Source organism: Variovorax sp. 38R, assembly GCF_014843395.1.
Taxonomy (GTDB): domain Bacteria; phylum Pseudomonadota; class Gammaproteobacteria; order Burkholderiales; family Burkholderiaceae_C; genus Variovorax; species Variovorax paradoxus_H.
Genome location: NZ_CP062121.1, coordinates 2,778,333 through 2,798,719 on the forward strand (window position 1 = coordinate 2,778,333; position 20,387 = coordinate 2,798,719).

Annotated in this window: 22 protein-coding genes; 9 read left to right on the forward strand and 13 right to left on the reverse strand. The window is 68.6% G+C overall.

What is annotated here, in order from left to right; genetic code table 11:
* Nucleotides 1-10 precede the first annotated feature (10 nt).
* From tcuB to IG196_RS12630, 6 genes are all read right to left on the reverse strand, one after another.
* A complete protein-coding gene (tcuB, locus tag IG196_RS12605) occupies nt 11-1,249 on the reverse strand; it encodes a tricarballylate utilization 4Fe-4S protein TcuB (RefSeq protein ID WP_318646648.1) in 1,239 nt (412 codons plus the stop codon).
* Nucleotides 1,233-2,660: an FAD-dependent tricarballylate dehydrogenase TcuA gene (gene tcuA / locus IG196_RS12610; RefSeq protein ID WP_192196427.1), complete on the reverse strand. Its 1,428-nt coding sequence runs from the start codon at nt 2,658-2,660 to the stop codon at nt 1,233-1,235. Before tcuA ends, tcuB begins: the two co-directional genes overlap by 17 nt.
* Before the next feature lie 83 nt (nt 2,661-2,743).
* Nucleotides 2,744-3,664 (reverse strand): LysR family transcriptional regulator, encoded by a 921-nt coding sequence (locus IG196_RS12615; protein WP_192196428.1) that lies wholly within the window; start codon nt 3,662-3,664, stop codon nt 2,744-2,746.
* Between the two features lie 7 nt (nt 3,665-3,671).
* Entirely contained in the window at nt 3,672-4,550 is an 879-nt protein-coding gene (locus IG196_RS12620; RefSeq protein ID WP_192196429.1) for a bile acid:sodium symporter family protein, read from the reverse strand.
* Between the two features lie 96 nt (nt 4,551-4,646).
* Nucleotides 4,647-5,414: a class II aldolase/adducin family protein gene (locus tag IG196_RS12625; RefSeq protein WP_192196430.1), complete on the reverse strand. Its 768-nt coding sequence runs from the start codon at nt 5,412-5,414 to the stop codon at nt 4,647-4,649.
* A gap of 23 nt (nt 5,415-5,437) precedes the next feature.
* The gene (locus IG196_RS12630) at nt 5,438-6,028 is read right to left on the reverse strand and encodes an HD domain-containing protein (protein ID WP_192196431.1); all 591 of its coding nucleotides are present in this window, start codon (nt 6,026-6,028) and stop codon (nt 5,438-5,440) included.
* A gap of 122 nt (nt 6,029-6,150) precedes the next feature.
* On the opposite strand from IG196_RS12630, the gene IG196_RS12635 reads away from it, so the two are divergent.
* Nucleotides 6,151-6,873, forward strand: coding sequence for a Crp/Fnr family transcriptional regulator (locus IG196_RS12635; RefSeq protein ID WP_192196432.1), 723 nt, complete (start codon nt 6,151-6,153; stop codon nt 6,871-6,873).
* A gap of 110 nt (nt 6,874-6,983) precedes the next feature.
* Complete coding sequence (locus tag IG196_RS12640) at nt 6,984-7,673, forward strand: alpha/beta hydrolase (RefSeq protein ID WP_101492846.1); 690 nt, start codon at nt 6,984-6,986, stop codon at nt 7,671-7,673.
* Between the two features lie 6 nt (nt 7,674-7,679).
* On the opposite strand, the gene IG196_RS12645 is transcribed toward IG196_RS12640, so the two are convergent.
* Complete coding sequence (locus IG196_RS12645; RefSeq protein WP_192196433.1) at nt 7,680-9,203, reverse strand: MFS transporter; 1,524 nt, start codon at nt 9,201-9,203, stop codon at nt 7,680-7,682.
* Entirely contained in the window at nt 9,200-9,775 is a 576-nt protein-coding gene (locus tag IG196_RS12650) for a GNAT family N-acetyltransferase (RefSeq protein WP_192196434.1), read from the reverse strand. Before IG196_RS12650 ends, IG196_RS12645 begins: the two co-directional genes overlap by 4 nt.
* A gap of 71 nt (nt 9,776-9,846) precedes the next feature.
* On the opposite strand from IG196_RS12650, the gene IG196_RS12655 reads away from it, so the two are divergent.
* The 6 genes from IG196_RS12655 (at nt 9,847) to IG196_RS12680 (ending at nt 14,698) form a co-directional block, all read left to right on the forward strand.
* Nucleotides 9,847-10,725 carry a LysR family transcriptional regulator gene (locus IG196_RS12655; RefSeq protein WP_192196995.1) on the forward strand — a complete coding sequence of 293 codons (879 nt, stop codon included), beginning with the start codon at nt 9,847-9,849 and terminating at the stop codon, nt 10,723-10,725.
* 364 nt (nt 10,726-11,089) lie between these two features.
* On the forward strand, nt 11,090-12,418 hold the full coding sequence (locus IG196_RS12660; protein WP_192196435.1) for an MFS transporter: 1,329 nt from the start codon (nt 11,090-11,092) through the stop codon (nt 12,416-12,418).
* 13 nt (nt 12,419-12,431) lie between these two features.
* Nucleotides 12,432-12,758 (forward strand): ferredoxin family protein, encoded by a 327-nt coding sequence (locus tag IG196_RS12665; RefSeq protein ID WP_192196436.1) that lies wholly within the window; start codon nt 12,432-12,434, stop codon nt 12,756-12,758.
* A 37-nt stretch (nt 12,759-12,795) separates the two neighbouring features.
* Nucleotides 12,796-13,410 carry a DJ-1/PfpI family protein gene (locus tag IG196_RS12670; RefSeq protein WP_192196437.1) on the forward strand — a complete coding sequence of 205 codons (615 nt, stop codon included), beginning with the start codon at nt 12,796-12,798 and terminating at the stop codon, nt 13,408-13,410.
* 114 nt (nt 13,411-13,524) lie between these two features.
* Complete coding sequence (locus tag IG196_RS12675) at nt 13,525-13,929, forward strand: cupin domain-containing protein (RefSeq protein WP_192196438.1); 405 nt, start codon at nt 13,525-13,527, stop codon at nt 13,927-13,929.
* Between the two features lie 76 nt (nt 13,930-14,005).
* On the forward strand, nt 14,006-14,698 hold the full coding sequence (locus IG196_RS12680) for a helix-turn-helix domain-containing protein (RefSeq protein ID WP_192196439.1): 693 nt from the start codon (nt 14,006-14,008) through the stop codon (nt 14,696-14,698).
* Here the strand turns inward: IG196_RS12680 and IG196_RS12685 are convergent.
* On the reverse strand, nt 14,695-15,864 hold the full coding sequence (locus tag IG196_RS12685) for an ABC transporter substrate-binding protein (RefSeq protein ID WP_192196440.1): 1,170 nt from the start codon (nt 15,862-15,864) through the stop codon (nt 14,695-14,697). The two genes, IG196_RS12680 and IG196_RS12685, sit on opposite strands and share 4 nt — an antisense overlap.
* 96 nt (nt 15,865-15,960) lie before the next feature.
* On the opposite strand from IG196_RS12685, the gene IG196_RS32205 reads away from it, so the two are divergent.
* Nucleotides 15,961-16,509 (forward strand): energy transducer TonB, encoded by a 549-nt coding sequence (locus IG196_RS32205; protein ID WP_192196441.1) that lies wholly within the window; start codon nt 15,961-15,963, stop codon nt 16,507-16,509.
* Nucleotides 16,510-16,530: 21 nt separating this feature from the next.
* On the opposite strand, the gene trmB is transcribed toward IG196_RS32205, so the two are convergent.
* From trmB to IG196_RS12710, 4 genes are all read right to left on the reverse strand, one after another.
* A complete protein-coding gene (gene trmB, locus IG196_RS12695; RefSeq protein WP_192196442.1) occupies nt 16,531-17,289 on the reverse strand; it encodes a tRNA (guanosine(46)-N7)-methyltransferase TrmB in 759 nt (252 codons plus the stop codon).
* Nucleotides 17,286-18,191 carry a tRNA glutamyl-Q(34) synthetase GluQRS gene (gene gluQRS, locus IG196_RS12700; protein WP_192196443.1) on the reverse strand — a complete coding sequence of 302 codons (906 nt, stop codon included), beginning with the start codon at nt 18,189-18,191 and terminating at the stop codon, nt 17,286-17,288. The genes trmB and gluQRS overlap by 4 nt, the downstream gene beginning before the upstream one ends.
* Nucleotides 18,192-18,206: 15 nt before the next feature.
* On the reverse strand, nt 18,207-19,289 hold the full coding sequence (locus IG196_RS12705; RefSeq protein ID WP_192196444.1) for an NAD(P)/FAD-dependent oxidoreductase: 1,083 nt from the start codon (nt 19,287-19,289) through the stop codon (nt 18,207-18,209).
* A 130-nt stretch (nt 19,290-19,419) separates the two neighbouring features.
* Nucleotides 19,420-20,373 carry a LysR substrate-binding domain-containing protein gene (locus IG196_RS12710; protein WP_192196445.1) on the reverse strand — a complete coding sequence of 318 codons (954 nt, stop codon included), beginning with the start codon at nt 20,371-20,373 and terminating at the stop codon, nt 19,420-19,422.
* Nucleotides 20,374-20,387 lie beyond the last annotated feature (14 nt).

The following is a 20,387-nucleotide window of genomic DNA, read 5'->3' on the forward strand; positions in this document are numbered from 1 at the left end:
GCCCTGCGGGTCAGTCCGCACCCAGCCGCAGCCGGCTGGGCAGGCGCTTCTCGATCGCGAACTTCAACAGCGCCGCGCAGCGGAAGATGCCGTGCGCGAACTTGCCGTAGGGCAGCGTGAGAAAGAGCGCCATCACCACGCCCAGGTGCACCGCGAGCAGCAGCGCCATGAACGTCGTGTCGCGCCACGTGAGCAGTGCGAGGCCCGTGAGGCTCGTGAGCAGCAGCAGCGCGATGAAGCCGCGGTCCATCGGCCGCTGCGCTGCGTCGCCGTGCGCGGCGTGGCGACGCAGGTTGAGCCACAGCAGGCCGACGGGGCCGATCACGAGACCGATGCCGCCCGCGGTGCCCAGCAGCACCGGCAGGCTCGTGAGCGCATAGGGGGCGTGCAGGTCGAACAGGTAGTGGTACAGCGTCGCCACGCAGGTGGAAGCGAAGCACAGCATGAAGCCGTAGAAGGTGAAGTGATGAAAACGCCGGCGCCACAGCGTGAAGCGATCGTCTTCGTTGTTGCAGCCTTCGCCGTGGCCGCCGTCGAGGTAGGTCAGGCGCAGCGCGTCGTGCGCGGCTTCGGCGCTCGCTGCGCGGCGCACGCCCGGCAGGTCGGGCGCGTTGCCGGGGTCGTTCGCGGGCGAGACCTCGCGCCAGAAGCGGCGCGTGCCCATGGCCAGCGCGAACATCATGAACAGGAACACCGCGCCGAACACCAGCGCCAGGAAGTTGTGCGGAAAGATCGCGTAGAAGTTGCCCGCGAGCGGTTCGTGCAAGAGCGAACCCGACATCGCCACGGCCAGCACGAGGAACAGCGCGAGCCCACCCGCCAGTGCGAGTGCCACGGTGAGCCCGGCCTTCTTGTAGAGCGCGCCCATCGCGGGCGGCCAAGCGTAGTCGTGGTACGTCTGCAGGCGCACCTGCGCCATCGCCTGCGGCACGTTGACCGCGAACTCGTGCGGCGGCGCGTACTGGCAGGCATGCAGGCACGAACCGCAGTTGTGGCAGAGGTTCGCGAGGTAGTGCGTGTCGGCCTTGCCGAATTCGAGCCGGCGCGTCATCGCGGGGAACACGGCACAGAAGCCCTCGCAGTAGCGGCAGGCGTTGCAGATCTGCAGGATGCGCGCGACCTCGCTTTCGGAGGCGCTCAACGGCAGCGCGGGCTGGATCGGGATCACGCGCTGCGATGGCGACGGGGTGCTGCCGATGCCGTCGGCATCCGCACGGGCGCGTGCGACGAGGTCAGTGAGCTGCTGCAAGGGCGGTCTCCGGGAGATGCTTCGAATGGTTCTTTGCCGCGTTCGCAGCCTGCGTGCCGGCGATGCGCCCGAAGGCCGTGCCGATGCTCATGCCGACGCCCGCCGTGTAGCCCTTGCCCAGCACATTGCCGGCCATCATTTCGCCGGCCACGAAGAGGTTGGGGCTTGGGCGTCCACCGAAGCGAACGGCGGCGGTCTCGTCCACCTTCAGGCCCAGGTACGTGAAGGTGATGCCGGGGCGCAGCGGGTAGGCGTAGAAGGGCGCGGTGTCGATCGGGCGCGCCCAGTGCGTCTTGGCGGGCGCGAGGCCTTCGGTGTGGCAATCGTCCAGCGCGGTGTGGTCGAAGCGGCCGACGCGGCACGCGGTGTTGTAGTCCTGCACGGTGCGCACGAAGGTGGCTTCGTCCAGGCCGATCTTCTGCGCGAGTTCGCCGAGCGTGGTCGCCTGCGTGCCGGTGAACACGGGCGGCATGAAGCGGCCGACCGCCTGCTGGTCGATGACCGACCACGCGATCTGCCCCGGTTGCTGCGCCACGAGTCGGCCCCAGATCGCATAGCGCTTGGGCCAGAAGTCTTCGCCCTCGTCGTAGAAGCGCTGCGCGTCGCGGTTGACCACCACGCCGAGCGACACGCAGTCGATGCGCGTGCAGATGCCGCCGTCGTACAGCGGTGCGCGCGCGTCGATGGCGACCATGTGGCCCTGCGATGGATCACCGATGCTGTCGGCGCCCGCGGCGATCATGTGTTTCAGCAGCACGCCCTGGTTGAAGCGCGTGCCGCGGATCAGGAAGTTGTCGGCCGGCCACTCGCCGCGCTCGTTCTGGCCCCAGGCTTCGCGCAGCCATTCGCGGTTCGATTCGAAGCCGCCCGAGGCGAGCACGCAGCTCTTCGCTTCGATGCGTTCGCCGGCTTCTGTGCGCACGGCCACGAAGCGGTCGCCGTCGAGTTCAACCGAGGCCACGGGCGTGTCGTAGCGGATCTGCACGCCGAGCGCTTCGGCGCTGCGGTAGTAGGCATTGACGAGCGCCTTGCCGCCGCCCATGAAGAAGGCGTTGGTGCGCGCCACATGCAGCGCACCCGACAGTGGCGGCTGGAAATGCACGCCGTGGCGGCGCATCCAGTCGCGGCAGTTCGACGAGGCGCGGATCACGAGGCGCGCGAGGTGCTCATCGGTGAGGCCGCCGGTCACCTTCAGCAGGTCTTGCCAATACTCTTCTTCAGGGTAGGCCTCGACCAGCACGTCCTGCGGTGCGTCGTGCATGCAGCGCAGGTTGCGGGTGTGCTGCGAATTGCCGCCGCGCCACGCTTGGGGCGAGGCCTCCAGCAGCAACACCGAAGCGCCGGCCTCGCGTGCCATCAGGGCGGCGCACAGCGCGGCATTGCCGCCACCGACAACCAGTACGTCTATCACTCGTGGGTCTCCTTGGAATGCAGGAGACTCTAGAGAGCATGGCCTTCACGCGAAAGGCCGAAAGAGGCAACAGGTGTTCAGCTTTAGTGAAGACTGGCGCCGGCCCAACGACCTTCGCTGACGAGCGTGCGGGCCGTCTCGGCAAGCACCACACGTGCCGCCAGTGCCGCCGGCGAAAGCTCGTCGTCCGACAGGCTCACGAGCAGGTTGCGGCGCCCAACGTGGGCGTCGGAGATTTGTGTGAGTTCGAGGTCGTCGCGATCATGGCGCGCGGTAGCGGCACCGGGCTGGATGGTGGCGCCGTGGCCGGCGCGTACTGCGTCCATCAACAATGCCAAGCCATCCACCTCTGCGACGATGCGCGGCGAAATGCGGGCTCGCGCGAAAGCCGCCATCAGCGTGGCACGCAGGCCGTGGCTGCCACTGGGCAAGATGAGCGGCACTTCGGCCAGCTGCGATAGGCGAACTTTGCTGCCGGTAGGACGTTGCGCGAGATTCGGCGACGCGATCACGAACAGTTTTTCCGCCAGCAGAGGCAGTACGCTCCAGCGCCGCGGCGTGTCGGTCTGGAACAGCACGGCCAGGTCGAGTTGGCGTGCATGCAACATCGTCGTGAGATGGCCCGACAGCGCCTCGACCATGTGCAGCCGCACCTCGGGGTAGCGCGCCTGCATGGCCTGCATGAGCGGCACGCCCAGCACGGTGGCGGTGGTGGGCGCCAGGCCCACGCTCACATGGCCCGACAGGCGCGCCTGCTGCGCGGCACGCACCGCGTCGTCGGCGTGGCGCAAGGTGAGCTGCGCCTGGTGCAGGAAGGCCAGGCCCGCGTCGGTGGGCATGACGCCGGTCGAATGGCGGCGCAGCAGCCGCGTCGCGAGTTCGCCTTCGAGCCGGCTGATCTGCTGGCTCAGCGCCGAGGTGACCACCCCCAGCTCCACCGCCGCGCGGCCCATGCTGCGCAGCTCGCAGACCTTGACAAAGTAGCGCAGTTGTCTCAGTTCCATGCGCGCATCATGGCGCAGGCACGGTAGCCGGTTGACCGCGTCGCAGCAGCAACCATCCGAACAGCGGGGCCGTGATGTACATCACCACCGAGTAGATCGCGGCCGGCAGCGCGAGCGGAAAACTCCCGAGCACGCTCACCGCGATGAAGATGGCGAGCGTGGAGTTGTGGATGCCGATCTCGTAGCTGATGGCGGTGGCCAGTGGCTTGTCGAGGCCGGCCGCGCGGCTCAGGTAGTAGCCCGCGAGCAGGCTCACGAGGTTGAACAGCAGCACCGGCACGCCGATCTCGGCGAAGGTCGAGGTGATGGTCTTCCACTCGTTGGCGATGGCGAGCACGGTGACCACCGCGAGCACCACGCCGCTGAAGATCTTGGTCGGCTTTTCCATGCGCGCCGCGAAGCCGGGCCGGCGCGACGCCACGAACATGCCAATGGCCACCGGCACCAGCACGATGGCGATCACCTCGACCAGCTTGCGCGTCTGTAGCGGCACCACCTGCCCGCTCGGCGCGAAGTGGTTGATGGCCCAGTTGGCGATGAGCGGCAGCGTGACGATCGACAGCAGCGTGTTCACCGCGGTGAGCGAGATGTTCATCGCCACGTTGCCGCCGAACAGGTGCGAGAACAGGTTCGCCGAGATGCCGCCCGGCGAGGCCGCCAGCAGCATGAGCCCGATGGCGAACACCGGCGACAGCCCGAAGCCCACGATGATCGCGTAGCAGGCCAGCGGCAGGCCGATGACCTGCAGCACGAGCGCGAGGGTCACGGCCTTCGGGTGCTTGAACAGGCGCCGGAAGTCGGCGAGCGAGAGCGACAGCCCCAGCCCGAACATCACGAGCGCGAGCGCGCCGAACAGGAACCGGGTCACGATGAGCGTGGTGTCCATGGGTTCGTCTCCTCTTTCGTTCTTCTGCTTAAAAAAATGGCTGCCGGCACCCGTCGCGCGGGCGCTGGCAGCCGTGGAAACCGGGGCCGACGCGTCTTATTGTTTGTAGCTGTCGTCGAGGCGGTCGAGTTTGCGGATCAGCGAAGGCCAGACGAACATGCCGCCCAGACCGCCGCTTTGCACCTTCATCGCCTGGCCCACGCCCTCGATGATCTTCGGGTTCACGTGCGTGAGTTCGCCACCGCCGGCCTGCGCGGCGATCTGGATCTGGCAGGTGTTCTCGAAGGTGTACATCGAAAGGAAGGCGTCGGCAATGGTCTTGCCGCAGGTCAGCAGGCCGTGGTTGCGCAGCATGAGGAAGTTGGCATGGCCCATGTCCGCCTGCAGGCGCGGCTTCTCGTCGTCGCGGAAGGCCACGCCTTCGTAGTCGTGGTACGCCAGCGAGGCCAGCACGAAGGTCGACTGCTGGCTGATGGGCAGCACGCCGTTCTTCTGCGCGCTCACGGCAATGCCGGCCTTGGTGTGGGTGTGCAGCACGCACTGGATGTCTTCGCGCGCGGCATGCACGGCGCTGTGGATCACGAAGCCGGCCGGGTTCACGGGGTAGGGCGAGTCGATGATCTTGTTGCACTGCTGGTCGACCTTCACGAGGCTCGACGCCGTGATCTCGTCGAACATCAAACCGTAGGGGTTGATCAGGAAGTGGTGCTCGGGGCCGGGCACGCGCGCGCTGATGTGCGTGAACACCAGGTCGCTCCAGCCGTACAGCGCCACCAGGCGGTAGCAGGCGGCAAGGTCGACGCGCAGTTGCCATTCTTCGGCGGAGACGAGTTTCTGGATTTCGGAGGCGGAGGTTGCGTTCATGGTCGTGTGTCCTTTGTCGGGGGTCAGGCCGTGGCCTGCTCGGTGAGCACGGTCTTGTAGATGCTCTGCTTGGGCTGCGCCATCAGGCGGCGCAGCATGGGTTCGAATTCGCTGATGGGCAGGGTCTCGGCCTTGGGGTCGAAGGCCGGGTTGTCGTAGAGCGCGCAGAACTCGGCCGTGCGCTCGTAGTGCGGGTGGTCCTTGAAGTTGTCGCGCATGTCGCGGTCCAGCCCGATGTGGTGGAAGAAGTAGTGGCCCTGGAAGATGCCGTGGTGCTGCACCATCCAGTGGTTGGCTTCGCTCACGAAGGGCTTGAGGATCGCGGCGGCAATGTCGGGGTGGTTGAAGGTGCCGAGCGTGTCGCCGATGTCGTGCAGCAGCGCGCACACCACGTACTCCTCGTCGCGGCCGTCGCGCAGCGCGCGCGTGGCGGTCTGCAGCGAGTGCGTGTAGCGGTCGACCGGAAAGCCGCCGTAGTCGCCTTCGAGGATCTGCAGGTGCTTGATCACGCGCGCGGGCAGGCCGCCCGTGAACTGCATGAACTCGCCGCCGATCAGTTGCCAGTCTTCGCGCGTGCTCTCTTGCATGCTCTTGAAACTTGCCCGTGCATTCATCGTGTGGGTCTCCGTTCTTGGGGAATGGCGGTCACTGTAGACCTGCGCTTGACCTTCAACTGTCAAGAATTTGACAATGCAGGCTTCTGGTAAACCCGCCTCCGGGCGTCTTTCTCCCCTCCATGGCCACCTCGACCAAGCTGCGGCTCTCAGCCGCGCACCGCACCGCGCTCGACGGCAACCCGTGGTTCACCAGCATGCCGCGCGCGCAGCGCGACGCGCTGGTGGGCGCGGCCGAGCTACTGCACGTGCGGCGCGGCACGATGGTGTTTCGCCAGGGCGACCCGATCCACGCGGCGGGCGGCGGCTTCTACGGGCTGGTGGCGGGCACCATCAAGATTTCGTCACTGCGCCAGGACGGGCGCGAAGCCATCCTGGCGGTGCTGGAGCCGGGCAACTGGTTCGGCGAGATCACGCTCATCGACGGCTCGCCGCGCACGCACGACGCCACCGCGCTCGAAGCGCTCGACCTCTTGGTGGTGTCACCCGAGGCCTTTGCGCGGCAGATGCGCGACGTGGCGTTTTCGAACGCCATCGCCGCGATGCTGGCGGCGCGTGTGCGCATGCTCTACGGGCTGGCGGAAGACGCCACCTTGCGCAGTCTGCGCGCGCGTGTGGCGCACCGGCTGCTGGTGCTGGCGCGCGGCGACGCCACGCAGTCGGTGCACCTGCGGCACGAACTCATGCTGTCGCAGGAGGCGCTGGCCATGATGCTCGGCGTGACGCGCCAGACGCTGTCGAAGGAACTCAACGCGCTGGCGACCGAAGGCGTGGTGTCGCTGGGCTACGGGCGCATTGAACTGCTGTCGCTCGACGCGCTGCAGGGGCTGGTGCGCACGGGGTGATGGGCTGATGGTCTTGTCACAACGCGGGCAGGGCGCAGGCGTATAAGACCTTCCCGGCCCGCCATTCCGGCGGCTCGGTGTCTTATTTCTTCACTGGAAGGTGGCGAATCATGAGCAACAACAAACCGACGGTCGTCCTGGTCCATGGTTTCTGGGGCGGCGCCGCGCACTGGCACAACGTCATCGTCGAACTCTTGCGTAAGGGCCACACGGCCATCCGCGCGGTCGAGCTGCCGCTGACCTCGCTGGCCGACGACGCCGAGCGCACACGAAAAATGGTGGCGCAGGTGCAGGGGCCGGTGCTGCTGGTCGGTCACTCGTATGGCGGCGCGGTGATCACGCAGGCCGGCGACATGCCCAACGTGGTCGGGCTGGTGTACATCGCCGCCTTTGCACCCGATGCGGGCGAAAGCCCCGGCGGCATCACGCAGGAACATCCGCCGGTGGCCGTGCCCAACCTGGCGCCCGACAGCGACGGCTATTTGTGGGTGATCCCCGAGAAATACCACGAGAGCTTCTGCCAGGACCTGAGCGCCGAAGAAGGCCTGGTGATGGGCCTCACGCAGAAGGCACCGCTGGCCAGCACCTTCGGCGACACCATCACGGCGCCGGCTTGGAAGAAGAAGCCGTCGTGGTACCAGATCTCGAGCGAGGACCGCATGATCTCGCCCGTGAACCAGGAGCGCATGTCGGCTCGGCTGGGCGCGAAGAAGGTCATCACGCTGGCAGCAAGCCATGCCTCGCTGGCGTCGATGCCGGCTGAAGTGGCCGCACTGATCGACGAAGCCGCGAGCGCCTGAGGCCGGTTACGCGCAGCGCTCCGTGCGCTGCGCACCCGTCGGGCGGGCCCGCCAGCCGAGGAACGCCACGGCGCAGGCCGCTGCAACCACGATCAGCACGGCCACGGTCATCACCGAGAAGAAGGCCTGGTCGAAGGCCGTGTGCGCGAGCGCCACGAGCTGCGAGGCAATCGGCGCGGGCAGCGTCTCTGCGGCCAGCAGCGCGGCGTCGATGCTGTCGCTCGCCGAGGCCGGCACGACCAGGCCGTCGGGAATCACCAGCGCGGCCGTGTAGCTCGACGAGAGCACGCTGCCCAGCAATGCGATGCCGAGCACGCCGCCGAGTTCGTACGACACCTCTTCGATCGACGCCGCCATGCCGGCGTGTTCCACGGGCGCGTTGTTCATGACCGCGTTGGACGCTGCCGTGATGGTCGCACCCACGCCCAGCCCCAGCAGCACGAGGATGGCCGGCTTGAGCAGGCCCCCGGCATCGACTGCCAGCGCCAGCGCGCACAGCGCGAGCGCCGTGGTGACGAGGCCGCCGAGGATGACGGGGCGCGAGCCGATGCGCGCCAGCAGCAGGCCCGCGAGCGGCCCCGCCACGAAGGCGGCCAGCGGCAGCGGCAGCAGGGTGAGGCCTGCCTGCAGCGGCGTGAGGCCGACCACCAGCTGCAGTCGCTGGCTGAACACCAGCTCGACACCGATCAGCGCCACCGAGGCCACGATGGCCGCGATCACGCCGCCCGAGAAGTACGCGTTGCGGAACAGGCGGAAGTCGATCAGCGGCGCGCTGCTGCGCCGCTGGCGCCGCACGAAGAGGGCCATGGCCACTACGGCGAGTGCGCCGGTGATGACGGCCGTGAGGGCCGAGGGCGCGAACTTCGTGAGTTCCTTGATGGTCAGCACAAGGAAGACCAGCCCCACCAGCACCTGCACCGAGCCGATGAAGTCCCACGGGCGCGTGCCGGTGTTCTTCTGCGTCGGCAGCAGCCACAGGGCCAGCACCAGCGCGAGCACCACCACGGGCACGTTGATGAGAAACACGGAACCCCACCAGAAGTATTCGAGCAGCACGCCGCCCACGACCGGCCCGAGCGCTGCGCCGCCCGAGGCCACCGAGGCCCACACGCCGATCGCCACGGCGCGCTCGCGCTCGTCGGTGAACACCAGCCGCAGGATCGCCAGCGTGGCCGGCATCATCATCGACGCGCCCACGCCCAGCAGGGCCCGCGCGGCGATGAGGACGGCCGGGTTCGGTGCGTAGGCCGCGCACAGCGAGGCCACGCCGAACACGGCCAGGCCCGCGACGAACATGCGCCGGTAGCCCACGCGGTCGCCCAGCGCGCCCATGCCCAGCAGGAAGCCGGAGACGACCACGGTGTAGGCGTTGAGGATCCACAACTTCTCGGTGGCCGACGCGGCCAGGTCGTGCGTGAGCGTGGGCAGCGCGGTGTAGAGCACGGTCATGTCGACCACGATCAGCAGCAGCGCCATCGAGACGATGCCGAGCGTGATCCATTTCTTGGCGGTGGGGTTCAAGCCGTTCATGGCGTGGCCCTCCGGTCGTGCGACTGTGCGGTGGTGCCGTCCAGTTCCTTGAGCATCGTGACGGAGACGGTCGTGCAGCCGCGTGCATGAAAGAAGTCGTGCGCGCGGGTGTTGCCGATGCCGCTTTCGAGAAAGAGGCGCTGGACGCCGTGGCGCTGCAGCTCGGCGCAGACCCAGTCGAACAGTTGCCCGCCCAGGCCCATGCCCTGGAAGCGCGCATCGACGACGAGGTCGTCGAGCGTCGCGAAGCTGCGCGCGGCGCGGCGGGTGTCGTCGATCGAGACCAGCGCGAAGCCGGCCAAGGCGCCGTCGGTTCGCGCGACGGCCACGCGCGCGTTGGCCGTGGCCGGGTCGAGCGCGAGCGTTTCGTGCAGCTGGGCTTCGAAGAGGGCGGGCAGGTCGGGGCGCCATTCGCCGATCGCAATGGCGCGCTGCTCCTGCAACTCGGAGTGCGAGATGTAGGCGGGGGAAAGTTGCTGCAGGAACAGGGCGGTCATCGCCTGCGCCTGGGAAGGATCGCTGCACCAGCTCAGTTCGAACACTGGCGTCGTCTTGTTGTTCACATTCGTCATGGCGCCATCTTGCGTCATTGAAATGAATGAATAAAGATGGAATCAATCTGAAAAATAGATGGATGACCGAAATGGAATGGACCGTCGATCAATTGCGCCAGTTCGTGACGACCGCCGAATGCGGCTCTTTCTCGGCCGCGGCGCGCCATCTGGGCAAAGCCCAGTCGGCTGTGAGCACGGCCATCGGGCTGCTCGAAGTCGACCTCGGCGTGGCGCTGTTCGATCGTTCGCGCCGCAACGCGCAGCTGTCCGACGCGGGCCGGGTGCTGTTGCTCGAGGCGCGCGAGTTGCTGCGGCAGGCCGAGCAGCTCGACCAGCGCGCCCGCTCGCTGCACGGGGGCGACGAGGCCGCGCTGTCGCTGGCGCTCGACGAAGCCCTGCCGTACACCGCCATCGGCACGCTGATGCGCGAGATTTCGGCGAAGTTTCCGAGCCTCGAGCTCACGCTGCTGAACGGCACCGCGACCGAGGTGGCCGATTACGTCGAGCAGGAGCGCGCCAGCGTGGCCTTTCACTTCGACCGCGGCCCGGTGCGCGCCAGCTTCGACCAGCGCCACATCGGCAGCGTGCGCCAGGGTGTGTTCGTGGCCAGCGACCACCCGCTGGCCGACGGCCGCACCGTGCGACGCCAGGACCTGGCCCGGCAACGGCAACTGCTGATGCATGCGGACGACGTGCACGAGGTGGCCTACAGCCCGCGCGTGTGGCGCTCCGACAGCTTCTACAGCACGGCCGAGATGGTGGCCGACAACCTGGGCTGGGCCGTGCTGCCCATCAACATCGCGCGCTACGAAGGCTTCAGCAAGGCGCTGAAGGAGGTGCCTTGCCCGTCGCTGGCCTTGCCGCGGCTGTCGGTGCGCATGCTGTGGCTGCCGGGGCGCCCGCTCGGGGCGACGGCGCTGTATGTGCAGCAGCGCTTTACCGAGCTGCTGGGCGACGGCGCCGCCTGAGGCCTCGAGCGGGTAGCAGGCCTGCGTCGCTGCAGGCCTTCACAAACCGATGAACCCCACCCACGCGCCATCGCAGGCGCGCGGTGGAAGGCGCGCGCCTGCGATGGCATGGCTCTTGCGAGAAAGTATCCCGATGGGAAACTAATTCACCAGAGTGGGGCAACTCCTGATGTGGGATTTACCCGATGACGGTTGATTTGGCCTTCTCAGGGAAAGCGATATGTTTCCCATTGGGAAACAAAACTAACCTTCGCGCAGCTTCCATCGCCCGTGCACAAGAACGGGCAACCCACGCCGCCACCGCCCTTGAGGCGGGCGGTCCCCGTCAGCAGAGCCCGCAACCTCGCATCGGAGAGCCACCACCATGAATCACCCCGCAAACCCCGCCCTGGCCCAGGAGGGACGATCGGCCGAGACCGACACCTCCGAGATCAGCCGAGTCGTGTTCGCCAGTTCGGTCGGAACCATCATCGAGTGGTACGACTTTCTGATCTACGGCACCGCCGCCGCGCTGGTCTTCAACAAGATCTTCTTTCCCGCGGACGACCCGCTGATGGGCACGCTGGCGGCACTGGGCAGCGCGGCGGTGGGCTTCTTCGCGCGGCCCTTCGGCGGCGCGGTGTTCGGCTACTTCGGCGACCGGCTGGGCCGCAAGTCGATGCTGCTGCTGACGCTCGCGATCATGGGCCTCGGCACCTTCGCCATCGGCCTGCTGCCGACGTACCAGCAGATCGGCATTTGGGCTCCGGTGCTGCTCATCGTGCTGCGCATCGTGCAGGGCATCGGCCTGGGCGGCGAGTGGGGCGGGGCGGCGCTGATGGTGCTCGAGCATGCACCCAGGCACCGGCGCGGCCTGTGCGGCAGCCTGGTGCAGGTCGGTTTCCCGATCGGACTGATCCTGTCGGCGGGCGTCTATTCGGTGGTGTCGACGCTGCCCGAGGAGGACTTCCTGTCCTGGGGCTGGCGCGTGCCCTTCCTGCTGAGCGTGGTGCTGGTGGCGCTGGGCGCCTTCATCCGCACGCGGGTGTCCGAGTCGCCGGTGTTCCTCGAGATGAAGGCCAAGAAGGAGATCGCGCGCAACCCCTTCGCCGAGGCCGTGTTCCGCGATCCGAAGAACTTCCTGATCGCGGTGGGCCTGAAGATCTGCGAGGTCTCGTGGGTCTACATGCTCACGGTGTTCATGGTGGTCTACGCGACCAAGAACCTGGGCCTGCCCAAGGAGATGCTGCTCAACGCGATCATGGTCGCGGCGGCGATTGAGGTGGTGACGATTCCGCTGTTCGGGTGGCTGTCGGACATCATCGGACGGCGTCCGTTCTACTTCGCGGGCACGCTCTTCACCATCATCTTCGCGTTCCCGCTGTTCTGGCTCGTGGACACGCGCGATCCGTGGATCATCATTGCCGCGACGGCGGTGGCACTGAGCTTCGGCCACGGCCTGATGTTCGGTCCGCAGGCCACCTACTTCCCCGAGCTCTTCGGTGCGCGCGTGCGCTACACCGGGGCTTCCTTCGGCTTCCAGGTGTCGGCCGCCCTCGGCGGCGGGCTGGCGCCGATCCTCGCCACCTTGCTGGTGGGCAAGCTCGGCGGCACCGCGGGCGTGTCGATCATGCTGATCGGCCTGGCGCTCGTGACCCTGGTGGCAGCCTTCTTCGCGCACGAGACACGCGACGAATCCGTGCGCGATTTCTGAGCGGAGCACGTGCATGACCTTCGTCGTCACCGACGCATGCATCGCGTGCCGCTACGGCGAGTGCGTGTCGGTGTGCCCGCAGAACGCCTTCCGCGAAGGACCGAACTTCGTGGTCATCGACCCGCGCGCCTGCGCCAACTGCGGCCTGTGCGAGATGGTGTGCCCGGTGCAGGCCATCCGTCCCGCGGCCGACCTGGCGCCCGACCAGCGCGACTGGCTCGAACTCAATGCGCGGCTCGCGGCGCAGTGGCCTGTGGCGGTCGATACCCAGCCCTTGGCCGATGCCGATGCGCATGCCTTCGACACCGCCAAGCGCGAGCGCCTGATCCTTCCGCCATGACTTCATGGCCTCTTTCATCCAGAACGGAGATTTGCGAATGCGCATGACTTTCCTGCTCTACGAGGGCATCGAGCCCGTGGACCTCGCCGCCATCGGCGTGGTCTCGATGGCCCGGCGCGTGATCCCCGAGCTCAGCTACGAGACCGTGTCCTTCGATCGCGCGCCGGTCACACTCGCCAACGGCCTGCAGGTGCTGCCGAGCACACGCTTCGACGAGGTGCGCGAGGTCGACGTGCTGCTGGTGCCCGGCGGGCCCGGCTGGCGCGCCGCCGCGGGCGATCCGCGCGTGCTCGCGTTCGTGCGCCGCGTGGCACCCACGGCGCTGGTCTGCTCGGTGTGCACCGGCGCAATGATCCTGGCCGAGGCCGGCGTGCTCGACGGTCTGCGCGCGACCACCAAGTTCGAGGTGGTGCCGCCCGAGACCTCGCCGCTGGACGAGCTGCGGCAACGTTATCCCGCGGTCCAGGCCGAGCCCGCGCTCGTGGTCGACAACGGGCGCGTGGTCACCGGCGGCGGCGTCACGCTGTGCATCGATGCCACGCTGTACCTGATCGAGAAGCGCTTCGGCGCGGCGCCCGCCGCCGAGGTCGCTCGGATCATGGAATACGGCGCCGCGCGCGAGGCCAACCGGCTGCGCTTTCCCGTTGCCTGATCTTCAATTTTCAAAAGTTGTCCAATGGGAAACTTCGATCTAGAATCGAATCCACCCGCTGAGGCGATGTCCCCGTCCCCCCCAACCATTCCTCATCCACAGGAGTCCCACACCATGTCCGCTGTCTTCAAGGAACGCCTCTCCGGCAAGCTGCAACCCACCATCGGTGGTTCCGTCTACGTCGATCCCGCCACGCTCGAATGGCGGCCCTCGCAGTTCCCCAAGATCCAGATGAAGGTGCTCTACCGCAACGACGAGTCGGGTGAGATGACCGTGCTGCTCAAGTGGGAGCCAGGCGCGGTGCTGCCGTTCCACAAGCATCCCGAGATCGAGCAGAGCTGGGTGCTTGAGGGCTCGTTCTCCGACCACGACGGCATCTGCCGCGCCGGCCAGTTCGTTTGGCGCCAGCCGGGCTCGCTGCACGAGACGCGTTCGGACGAGGGCTGCACCATCCTCGCGATCTACCGCAAGCCCAACGTGTTCTTCAACGCCGCGGGCTTCGAGGCCGAGCGGAACTGAGCCGCGTCGGCGCGGCGATGGCCGCCTGGGCAACCGGGTGTGCCGGGCGGTAAACCGGTTCCGTTAAATTCGGCGCATGGTTGCTTCAAAGAAAACCGCCCGATCGCCCCAGCGCGCGACGGCACCCGCCGCTCCCGCCGCGCCGATGGTCCCGGCGGCGCCCGCGGTTCCCGCCGAGGTTCCGGCGCATGTCGATCTCGGCGTGCGCCTCAAGCAACGCCGCCTCGAGGCGGGCCTGACGCTCGCGGCGCTGGCCGAGCAGGCCGGCTTCGGCAAGGCCTATCTCTCGCGCATCGAGAGCGGCAAGAAGGTGCCGCCGATCGGTTCGCTGGCGCGCATCGCGAGCGTGCTGGGCATCGAGGCTGCGAGCCTGCTGACCGACACCGCGCATGCGCAGCAGAGCTGGCGCGGCGTGAGCCTGGTGCGGCATGCCGACAAGCGCCCGACCGTCATGGGCGGCAGCGCCTTCGGCTACGACTACTTCGCGCTCACCGATGCCACCACCGATCGCGCGCTGCAGCCCTTTCTGTTCACCTTTCCCGACAAGGTCGACAAGTTCGTGTTCTTCGAGCACGAAGGCGAGGAAATGATGCACGTGCTCACGGGCCGCGTGGAGTGGCAGGTGGGGGTGGACAAGTTCATCCTCGAACCCGGCGACACGCTGCACTTCGACGCGCGCATTCCGCACCGCGGGCATGCGCTGTCGGGGCCGGCGACGGCGCTGGTGGTGATCTATTCGCCGATGGGCTACCAGCAGAACCTGGCTTAACGCAGCACGCGCCCGTCGGCCGAAATGCTGATCAGGTCGATGCTGCGCACGTTGTCGCGCAGGCCCGGACGCAGGTTGATGCGGAAGCCACCGACGTCGTAGTCGGTCATCGCCGTCATCGTGCGCTGCAGGGTCGCGGTGTTGAAGCCGCGGCCCGCGCGGCGCACCGCTTCGCCCGCGGCCTTGGCGGCGATGAAGCCCTCGAGCCCTTCGTACGACGCGGTCTGGTCGGAGTTGTCGACCGCCGCGAGGTACTCCTTGACGATCGGAATGGCCGAGGGGCGCGGCGAGGGCACCACCTGCGAGATCACGATGCCGCCGATGTCCTTGCCCAGCTCGGCGTAGAGCGGGTCGATGCCGACGATCGAGAAGGCCATGAAGTTGCCCGCGTAGCCGCTCTTGCGCAGCTTGCGGATGGCGCCGGCCGTGGTGCCCGAGAGCGACACCAGCACGATGGCCTGGGGCGTCTGCTGCTGCACGGTCTTCAGCGCGGCGTCGAGCTTGTCGGCGCCGGCGGGTACCAGTGCGCTCGCAACCAGCGGCGGCAGCTTGAGTTCGGCAATCGCCTGCTCCACGGCGGCCAGGCCGGCGCGGCCCATGGCGTCGTCGTCGCCCACCAGCGCGATGCGCTTTTGCCCCACGGTGGCGCACTGGCGCACGATCTTGAGGGCCTCGTCGATCATGCCGGGGCGCACATGGAACACGTTCGGGTGGTCGGGGCCGCGCAGCGTATCGGACGCGGCAAAGGGCGCAAAGAGCAGGCTGCCCTGCTGCGTGGCGACCTTGGCGCCGGCCTCGCTGCTGGCGGTGCCGACAAAGCCGAACAGCATGTCGGCCTTGTTCGCGCCCAGCAGGGTGCGTGCATTGGTGGTGGCGCGCGCGGCGTCGTAGCCGTCGTCGAGCTGCAGCAGTTTGAGCTGCAAGCCGGTGGCGGCGTTGCGCGTGTTGAAGTCGCTCACGGCAAGGCGGCTGCCAGCCGCGAAGGCGTTGCCGATCTCGTTGGCGCTGCCGGTGAGCGGCACCGACTGGCCGAGCAGGACGACGCGGGCTGCGCCGGCTGCGGGGCGCGGCGTCTGTGCCAGCAAGGGACGGGTGATGCCGAGGCCGCTTCCCAGAAGCAGCGTTGCGGAGGCCTTGCCCAGCCATGTCCTGCGAGACGCGTTCATTGGCTACCTTTTGCTAACTATAGTAAAAAAGTGTAGCAATTTCGAGGCCAGGGCGGAAGGCGCGGGTGCTCCAGAATTGCCCTTATGAACTTGAACATGTCCTGGGTTTTGGGAGGGGTGTGCGTGGTGCTCGCCGGTTGCGTTGTGTCGCCCCCATCGGAGGTGGTGGAAAAGGCGCTGCCCGCGCCGGAGGTCTTCGTGCCCGTGGCTGCACCGCAGCCGCCGCAACCGATGATCGACCCGCCACCCCTGCCGCCGCCATCGATGATCGAGCCGCCACCGGTGCCACTGGCGGGGCCGCCGATGGCATTGCCGTCGGGGCCGACCCTCATGGCGGCCCCGCGCGCCGATCCGCGCGTTGCGGCGGACGCGGTCGTGAAGGACCCGGTGATTCGCCAGCGCCGCTATCCCAAGTACCCGCCCGCGCTGGCGGAAGAGGGCATCGAGGGCGTGGTGGTCACCACCTTCTTTGTCGGCGTGGACGGCAAGCCCGAAGACATCCGCGTCGAACGCTCGCCGCACCCGCTGCTGTCGCGGGCGGCGACCGATGCGATCAAGGAGTGGCGCTTCGACCCGGCGCGCACGGCGGACGGGCGTGCGGTGCGCGGCGCGATGCGGCTGCCGTTCCGCTTCCGGCTCGAGTGAGCGGGGGGAGATGACGCGCGCTCAGGCGCGTTTTTCGAACACCAGGTCCCACACGCCGTGGCCCAGCTTGAGGCCGCGGTTCTCGAACTTGGTGAGCGGGCGATACGCCGGCTTGTCCGCGTAGCTGGTGTCGGGCGCGGTGTTGCGCAGCAGCGGCTCGGCGCCCAGCACTTCGAGCATCTGCTCGGCGTAGGGCTGCCAGTCGGTAGCGCAGTGGATGTAGCCGCCGGGGCGCAGGTGCTGCGCCAGCTTGGTCACGAACTCGGGCTGGATCAGCCGGCGCTTGTTGTGGCGCTTCTTGTGCCACGGATCGGGAAAGAACACATGCACGCCGGCCAGCGTGCCGGGCTGCAGCATGTGGTCGAGCACGTCGACCGCGTCGTGCGCGCAGACGCGGATGTTCGAGATCGACTGCTCTCCGATGCGCTTGAGCAGTGCGCCCACGCCGGGCTCGTGCACCTCGCAGCACAGGAAGTTGGTCTCGGGCAGCACGGTGGCGATGTGCGCCGTGGCTTCGCCCATGCCGAAGCCGATCTCCAGCACCGTCGGGCCGGCCCGGCCGCCGAAGGCCGCCGTGAGGTCGAGCGGCTCGGGCGTGTAGGGAATGAGGAACAGCGGGCCCAGCTCGGCGAAGGCGCGGGCCTGGCCGTCGGTGGTGCGGCCGGCGCGCTTCACGAAGCTCTTGAGGCGGCGGTGCAGCGGATGCGGCTTGCCGTCGGTGGCGTCGTCTTCGGGAGGCGCGGGCGGGAGGTCGTTGGACACGGTGTCGGGAATGTTCATGAGGGCCGCGAATTGTAGAGATCGCGCCATTCGGGCACCCAGCCGGCCAATGCGGCGGTGCAGTCGCCGGCTGCCGTGGGGCGCAGACCGAGGGCGCGGGCGGCGGTGTCGAGCGCGGTCAATGCGGCTTGCGGCGTGGCGGTGTCGATGGCCGTGGCGCCGTTCTGCTTGGAGAGCTTGTCGCCGTCGGTGCCGCGCACCAGCGGCGTGTGCAGGTAGCTCGGCGTGGGCAGACCGAGCGCCTGCTGCAGCAGGATCTGGCGCGCGGTGTTGTCGGCCAGGTCTTCGCCGCGCACCACGTCGGTCACGCCCTGTTCGGCGTCGTCGACCACCACGGCGAGCTGGTAGGCCCAGGGGCCGTCGGCGCGGCGCAGCACGAAGTCGCCGACTTCGTGCTGCACGCCCTGCTGTTGCGGGCCGAGGCGGCGGTCGTTCCAATGCAGCGGGCCGGCCGGCATGCGGTGCGCGGCAAAGCGCCAGGCGCGCGCGGGCTTGCCGTGCAGGCTATCGCGACAGGTGCCGGGGTACACGCGCTCACCGTGGCGTTCGTGCGCATGGCCGAGCCGGGCCAGGGCGAGGTCGATGTCCTTGCGCGAGCAGCCGCAGGGGTAGGCGAGGCCGCGCGCCTGCAGGGCGGCCAGCGCCGCCTCGTAGTGCGCGGTGCGCTGCGTCTGCCACTCGGGCGGTTCGTCGGGGAGCAGGGCGCAATCGGCGAGCTGGCGCAGGATGTGCTCGCCCATGCCGGGCAGGCAGCGCTCGGTGTCGGCGTCCTCGATGCGGATCAGCCAGCGCGCCTGGTCGCCGCGCGCGCGCACATCGAGCCAGCTCGCGAGCGCGGCCACCAGCGAGCCGGCGTGCAGCGGGCCGGTGGGCGAGGGCGCGAAGCGGCCGGTGGCGCGCATCCTTTCTTGGAGGACTTAGAGAACGGCCAGGGCCAGCGACAGGCCCGACACAAAGCCGTCTTCGACGCGATGGCCGATGCACCAATCACCCGCGATGCCGATGCGCGCCTTGGCGTCCCACAGGTGGGTCTGGCCGACCGGCACCTGCGTCTGCGCTTCGGGCCAGCAGCGCGCCTGCGCATGGCTGGGCGTGGCGTGGATGCCGGTGATCTCCGAGAAGGCGCGCAGCAGCTTGGCCTCGATGCGTGCGGGCGTGTCGCGCAGGTGTTCTTCCGACCACGTGGCGCTGGCCTGCAGGGTCCAGCGTTCGACGCGTTCGCGGCCGGGCTTGGACGATTCGCGCGCCAGCCATGCCACGCGGTGGTGGGTGCTGCGCGCCACGTTCCATTGCGGGCCGAGGTGCGACATGTTGGCCTGGTTGGCCTGGGGGAAAGCGATCATCAGCGCCCAGCAGGGTGCGATGCGCACGCGATCGATCTTGCGGCTCAGCGTGGCCGAACGTTCGCCGTCGGCCAGCAGTTCGCGGGTGCGTGCGGGCGGCACGGCCAGCAGCACGGCGTCGAAGCCGGAGTACACGTGCTGCGAATCGTCGGCGCCGGCGGTGCGCAGCTGCCAACGGGTGGCGTCGAGCGCGTCGGGCTCGATGCGGGTGACCTGGGTGCCGGTGACGAGGTGCTCGCCGAGCGGCGCGGCCCAGTGGGCCACGAGCGCGTCCATGCCGGGCTGGGCGACCCAGTGCGGCTCCAGCGAGGGCAATGCGGCCTCGGCCACGCGGCCGTGGGCGTCGAGCACGCGCACGAGGTTGGCGCTCCAGGGGCGGCACAGCGCGGGCGTGGTGGCGAGCACCTGCGCAAAGCGCGGGTCGCGCACGGTGAAGTATTGGGCGCCGCTGTCGAAGCGGCCGAAGGTGGTGTCGATGCTCGCCATCCGCCCGCCCGGCGTGGCCTCGCGTTCGAACACCGTGACACGGTGCCCGGCCTGCATCAGCGTGCGGGCGCAGGCCACGCCGGCAATGCCGGCGCCGATGACGGCGTAATGGCGGGCGGCGGCGGGAGTTCGGTGGCGGTCGGCGGTGGCGCGGGCTTTGGCTTTGGGCATGGCGGACTCTTTTCTTTTGACAGGGTGATGACGGAGGAGGCCGTGCACACTCTACCTCGGTCTGCGCGCGTCGCCGGGCTGGGGGCGACCCTTATGCAGCCGCGTATTGCAGCCCCGCATCGCGTGACGTTCAACGGCCCCGGTGCCGTTCAAGCAGTGCCTTGCGCGTGCCCTCATGCTCGAACTGCGCGAGCCACCATTCGAGCGCGCGCCCCGGCTTGCCCGCGCTGCGCACGCGCCACGCGCAGTGCATCGTGCCCAGCGGCGGCTGGCGTTCGGTCTGCAGTTCGACGAGATGGCCGGCCTCGATGTAGGGCCGCGCCATCGGCTCGGGCAAAAAGCCGCCGCCCAGTCCGTGCAACTGCGCGGCGATCTTGGCCTGCATGCTGGGCACGGTGAGCACGTCCTGTCCGCCGACGAGGTTCACCGTCATGCTTGGCCCGCTGCGCACCGAGTCCGCCGCGGCCACCGCGCGGTGCTGTCGCAGCACCGCATCACTGATCGGCTGCGGCAGGCGTGCGAGCGGATGGTGCGGTGCCACGGCGAACACGAAGCGCAACTCGCCGATGGGGCGGCTGCGGATGCCGGTGGCGGTGAAGGCCAGGCTCGCGGCATCCAGCACCGCGCCGATGGCCAGGTCGGCCTCGCCGCTGGTCAGCGCCTCGATGGTGCCGAGCAGCGTTTCGTCGCGCAGCTTCAGGCGCGTGGGCGGGTCGAGCGTGAAGAAGGCGGTGCACAGGTCGAGCAATGGGTCGCGCGCGATCACGCTGTCGACCGCGATGGTCAGCATCGGCTCCCAGCCGGTGGCCACGCGCTTCACGCGGTTGGCCACGGCGTCGATCTCGCCGAGCAGGCGCGCGGCCTCGCGCAGCAGTTCGGCGCCGGCCTCGGTGAGGCGGGCCTGGCGCGCGCTGCGGTCGAACAGCAGCACGTCGAGCGCGTCCTCGATCTGGCGCACGCGGTAGCTCAGTGCGCTGGGCACGAGCCCGAGCGCGCGCGCGGCGGCGGCAAAGCTGCCGGCGGCCGCCACCGTCTGCAGCATGGCCAGCGCGTCGGGGGTCAGTACGTCTCGGGCGCTGGGCATGGGTTGGGCTCCAT

What these genes read in the sequence shown, in the direction of transcription:
- IG196_RS12675 (WP_192196438.1), top strand. Translation starts at nt 13,525, where the DNA reads ATGTCCGCTGTCTTCAAGGAACGCCTCTCCGGCAAGCTGCAACCCACC.
- IG196_RS32205 (WP_192196441.1), top strand. Translation starts at nt 15,961, where the DNA reads ATGTCCTGGGTTTTGGGAGGGGTGTGCGTGGTGCTCGCCGGTTGCGTT.
- IG196_RS12655 (WP_192196995.1), top strand. Translation starts at nt 9,847, where the DNA reads ATGGAATGGACCGTCGATCAATTGCGCCAGTTCGTGACGACCGCCGAA.
- IG196_RS12705 (WP_192196444.1), bottom strand. Translation starts at nt 19,289, where the DNA reads ATGCCCAAAGCCAAAGCCCGCGCCACCGCCGACCGCCACCGAACTCCC.
- IG196_RS12650 (WP_192196434.1), bottom strand. Translation starts at nt 9,775, where the DNA reads ATGACGAATGTGAACAACAAGACGACGCCAGTGTTCGAACTGAGCTGG.
- IG196_RS12710 (WP_192196445.1), bottom strand. Translation starts at nt 20,373, where the DNA reads ATGCCCAGCGCCCGAGACGTACTGACCCCCGACGCGCTGGCCATGCTG.
- trmB (WP_192196442.1), bottom strand. Translation starts at nt 17,289, where the DNA reads ATGAACATTCCCGACACCGTGTCCAACGACCTCCCGCCCGCGCCTCCC.
- IG196_RS12630 (WP_192196431.1), bottom strand. Translation starts at nt 6,028, where the DNA reads ATGAATGCACGGGCAAGTTTCAAGAGCATGCAAGAGAGCACGCGCGAA.
- IG196_RS12685 (WP_192196440.1), bottom strand. Translation starts at nt 15,864, where the DNA reads ATGAACGCGTCTCGCAGGACATGGCTGGGCAAGGCCTCCGCAACGCTG.
- IG196_RS12670 (WP_192196437.1), top strand. Translation starts at nt 12,796, where the DNA reads ATGCGCATGACTTTCCTGCTCTACGAGGGCATCGAGCCCGTGGACCTC.
- IG196_RS12660 (WP_192196435.1), top strand. Translation starts at nt 11,090, where the DNA reads ATGAATCACCCCGCAAACCCCGCCCTGGCCCAGGAGGGACGATCGGCC.
- gluQRS (WP_192196443.1), bottom strand. Translation starts at nt 18,191, where the DNA reads ATGCGCGCCACCGGCCGCTTCGCGCCCTCGCCCACCGGCCCGCTGCAC.
- IG196_RS12680 (WP_192196439.1), top strand. Translation starts at nt 14,006, where the DNA reads ATGGTTGCTTCAAAGAAAACCGCCCGATCGCCCCAGCGCGCGACGGCA.
- IG196_RS12635 (WP_192196432.1), top strand. Translation starts at nt 6,151, where the DNA reads ATGGCCACCTCGACCAAGCTGCGGCTCTCAGCCGCGCACCGCACCGCG.
- IG196_RS12620 (WP_192196429.1), bottom strand. Translation starts at nt 4,550, where the DNA reads ATGGACACCACGCTCATCGTGACCCGGTTCCTGTTCGGCGCGCTCGCG.
- IG196_RS12640 (WP_101492846.1), top strand. Translation starts at nt 6,984, where the DNA reads ATGAGCAACAACAAACCGACGGTCGTCCTGGTCCATGGTTTCTGGGGC.
- IG196_RS12645 (WP_192196433.1), bottom strand. Translation starts at nt 9,203, where the DNA reads ATGAACGGCTTGAACCCCACCGCCAAGAAATGGATCACGCTCGGCATC.
- IG196_RS12615 (WP_192196428.1), bottom strand. Translation starts at nt 3,664, where the DNA reads ATGGAACTGAGACAACTGCGCTACTTTGTCAAGGTCTGCGAGCTGCGC.
- IG196_RS12665 (WP_192196436.1), top strand. Translation starts at nt 12,432, where the DNA reads ATGACCTTCGTCGTCACCGACGCATGCATCGCGTGCCGCTACGGCGAG.
- IG196_RS12625 (WP_192196430.1), bottom strand. Translation starts at nt 5,414, where the DNA reads ATGAACGCAACCTCCGCCTCCGAAATCCAGAAACTCGTCTCCGCCGAA.